This is a genomic window from Halomicronema sp. CCY15110, from assembly GCF_016888165.1.
Taxonomy (GTDB): Bacteria; Cyanobacteriota; Cyanobacteriia; order Phormidesmidales; family Phormidesmidaceae; genus Halomicronema.
This window is the reverse complement of sequence record NZ_JACSWC010000358.1, coordinates 1-285: the sequence shown is the minus strand read 5'-3', so window position 1 is coordinate 285 and position 285 is coordinate 1. Positions and strand designations below refer to the sequence as shown.

General features: G+C 56.8%; 1 protein-coding gene. It reads right to left on the bottom strand.

What is annotated here, in order from left to right:
- A partial coding sequence (locus JUK32_RS17000) for an IS3 family transposase (RefSeq protein WP_204140055.1) occupies positions 1 to 194 on the bottom strand: 194 nt, incomplete at its 3' end.
- Positions 195 to 285: the final 91 nt, after the last annotated feature.

The following is a 285-nucleotide window of genomic DNA, read 5'->3' as shown; positions in this document are numbered from 1 at the left end:
CCTTGAGCCGCCAGGGCCGCTTGAATCCGAGGGGACCCATAGCTTTGGCGACTGGTGTCATAGATGCGTTGAATCGGGGCAGACAAGAGCGCATTCTCCTGGGTTCTAGCGGCAACAAGACGGTTGCACCAGGCGTAATAGCGACTCCTGGACTGCTTCAGGACTCGGCACATCAGGGCAATGGGAAAATTCACCTGCTCCCTCTGGATTAGCTCATCGGGTCTGAGCTTTCCCGAGCCAAGAAGGTCGCGGCTTTGTTTAAGAAATCGCGCTCCATCCTCACCC